Origin of the sequence: Aequorivita flava (genome assembly GCF_038742595.1) — a bacterium.
Lineage (GTDB): Bacteria > Bacteroidota > Bacteroidia > Flavobacteriales > Flavobacteriaceae > Aequorivita > Aequorivita marisscotiae.
This window is the reverse complement of record NZ_JBANCF010000031.1, coordinates 1-2,920: the sequence shown is the minus strand read 5'-3', so window position 1 is coordinate 2,920 and position 2,920 is coordinate 1. Positions and strand designations below refer to the sequence as shown.

Below are 2,920 nucleotides of genomic sequence, written 5' to 3'. Positions count from 1 at the left end.
AAATAACCAAAATCTAAATAAAAAAACAGCTTATAGATCCATCTTTCAATCTGTAAGCCTAGAATAATAATGTCAAAAATTAATGAAGAAATATGTTGTTTTTTACCTCAGTTCTTTGTTGCCCATAGTGCTTTTTCGGAATGTTGTTTAATAATCTTGTATCAGAACTTCAGTCGGAATGTGCAATTTAGCGTTCAGGTTTCTAATCATTTCTAAAGTCAGTTTTCGCTTTTTATTCATTATTTCGCTTACTCGACTCTTAAAGCCAATCATTTCAACTAAATCCTTTTGTTTTAATCCCATTTGCTCCATTCTGAAATTAATAGCTGAAATAGGGTCTGGCATTCCAATCGGAAAATTTTCTTTCTCGTAGTTGTCAATTACGATTGCAAGTATTTCCAGTTCGTCGCCTTCATCAGTTCCTTTTTTGGCATCAAAGATTACTTCCAAACGCTCAAGAGCTTTTTGGTAATCCGCCTCGTTTCTAATCGGTTTAATTTTCATATTAAATTTCGTTTGCGTTAATCTTGTCATATTCAGCGTGAGTTCCGATAAATCTTATCCACGCGAGTTGATACTCAAAGTTAAATTTTACAATCAATCGATAATCGTTGCCTTTGATGTTGAAAACAATTCGATTGTCTTTTAAAATACTTGCGTTTGGATATTCCGCTTTTAAGTCGTTTATATTCGCCCAATTTGATTTTTCGATTTCTCGATACCACGATTTTAATTGAATTTCGCAATTACCGTGTTTTTCCCAAAAATCTCGTAAAGTTCCTCTCGAAAATATTTTCACTTCAATTTGTTTGTCGCAAATATAAAAAAAAGTTACCAAATTGATAACTTTTGAGTTTTTTCAGCATTATGGGCAACGGATTTGTATAACGCACGATGCGTGATGCACTGACTAAATTACATAAAAAATACCTTATTTCCCGCCCGGGCGATTTTTCCGATAAGGAAAAATTGAGCATTGGGCGTTATGCGTTGTTACCTGTTTTTGCGACACACAACAGTGGCACGATCGGCTTTTCCGCAATCAAGTCGGCGTAATATTCCGCGCAGTTTGTCAAAAATCGATTCGATTCCGTTTGAGTGGGCAAATCCCTCAAAATTGTTCGGTTCCGAATTAAGTCCGCGTTTTGGGTTTTTCCGCTTTCGAGCAAAAAGTCAGCCGTCAATTCATCCGCTTGAATTTTTCTGAATAGACGTCTTTTTTAGTCAGATTATTTGTCTGGATATTTCGTCGGAGCAATTACAGGTAACGGTTATGGCTATGGTTTCGTTGCGTGAAAATCCGCGAGGATTTTCCGCCGCAAACCGAAGATAGCAAATTTGCGAGGACTTTCCGGGGGGAAAGTCAGAAGCAATGAACTATAGCCGGTGTTGTGCATAGTGCTTATATTTTCATTAAATCTTTTTTCTTTTCTTTTAAGTACCAATATTTTTCTTTTCCATTACTAAAAAAGTGATTGTTTGTTGCTGTAAAGTTCATTTTGTCCATATCAATATTTACAGTCAGCGCTCGAATTTCTCCTCCTTTTTCGTGTTGAATTAAAAATGTTGCTATTGTAAATCCAAATTCATTTAATCCTGTGAAATATTTAATGTCAATTATTTTGGAACCAGGCTCAAAACCTTTTTTAATCATTTCTCTTTTTAAATGGTCTTTGCCATAATCGAAAATCACTTGTATATCAGTCAAGCGTTCCTTTTTTTTAGATTCAGAAAGATTTTTCCACATTCGGTAATCTTGCATAAACATAAAATCCGCTTTTTTTATTAATTCCGATGGTTCAAATTCAGATTCAGATTTTTTTTCTTCGGTATTCTGTTTGTCAGCTTTTATAATTTTTTTCTTTTTATATACTAATTTGTAAATCCAATAAAATGGAAGTCCCATAAAGAAGAGAATTAGTAAAATCAAAAGAATTTCTATCATTGATTAGTTCGGTTTTCGCATTATGCACAACGTGTTTGTGTATGATTTCGTTGCGTGTTTCAGCAACTAAATTAGCAAATACAAACCGAATAGAAAATCCGCAAGGATTTTCGTAAGTAGGCGAGTACTAGCAATGAATTATACACGGTGTTACCCAACGTTTTTTATTCCACGTTTTTCTAATTCCGCTTCTAATTCAATTCGTTTTTTCTTATAACTCCTACGAGCTTTATTAAACTGAACACTTTTCTCGTCTTCAATTAATTCCGCAATTAAATGTTCAATTTCGTTATCTTTTAATTCGTTTGGTTCTTTGAAATATAATTCTTGTCCAAATTCAGTCGGTTCGAGAGATTCATTTTCAAGTTCATTTATTCTCTTAATCGGCTTTTCAGTTTCCACTTTTGTCAATTCGTAATCAGTTTTTGGTAATTCCGATTTACCAACTATTTGCAAATACTCACTTAAAATCCGTTTTTCCACAAATATTTTTCCTCCGCCAAACTTGTGTCGGTCAGACATATCTTTTTTAACTCCCGAAATCCAATATTCATCTCCAGTTTCCAAGTCAAAATAATTTCCGCTAATTCCAGTTCCATCGAGACTTTTAAATGCTTTTCCGTCAAAGTAAATTGTTTTTCCGCTTTTCGAGAAGGAAACAAGTCCAATCCAAGCTGGACCATTTCCAGAAAATCCGCTTTTAAGTTCTAAATATTTAATTTCAGTTCGCATTTTTTTCAAATGTTGGGTAACGGTTTTGTGTATGATTAGTGGCGTGTTTAAGCACCTAATTTAGTAAATAAAAACCGAATAGAAAATCCGCGAGGATTTTCGTAAGTAGGCTAGAACTAGCCATTAATTATACACGTCTTAAGTTTGATTTTCACTAAATAAGTTAATTTTAAGTATTAATCAGAAAGAACAAAAGAGCGGAGTAAGGTTACTATATACGGTGAAGCTTTAGACTTCGACAAC

At 33.8% G+C, this 2,920-nt stretch carries 4 protein-coding genes; all 4 read right to left on the bottom strand.

The window, feature by feature from the left end; translation table 11 throughout:
- Positions 1-147: 147 nt before the first annotated feature.
- The gene (locus VZD24_RS15155; protein WP_342688101.1) at positions 148-504 is read right to left on the bottom strand and encodes a helix-turn-helix domain-containing protein; all 357 of its coding nucleotides are present in this window, start codon (positions 502-504) and stop codon (positions 148-150) included.
- A gap of 1 nt (position 505) precedes the next feature.
- Positions 506-799 (bottom strand): type II toxin-antitoxin system HigB family toxin, encoded by a 294-nt coding sequence (locus tag VZD24_RS15150; protein WP_342688102.1) that lies wholly within the window; start codon positions 797-799, stop codon positions 506-508.
- Positions 800-1,402: 603 nt separating this feature from the next.
- On the bottom strand, positions 1,403-1,945 hold the full coding sequence (locus tag VZD24_RS15145; protein ID WP_342688103.1) for a hypothetical protein: 543 nt from the start codon (positions 1,943-1,945) through the stop codon (positions 1,403-1,405).
- Positions 1,946-2,095: 150 nt separating this feature from the next.
- Entirely contained in the window at positions 2,096-2,677 is a 582-nt protein-coding gene (locus VZD24_RS15140; protein WP_342688104.1) for a hypothetical protein, read from the bottom strand.
- Positions 2,678-2,920: the final 243 nt, after the last annotated feature.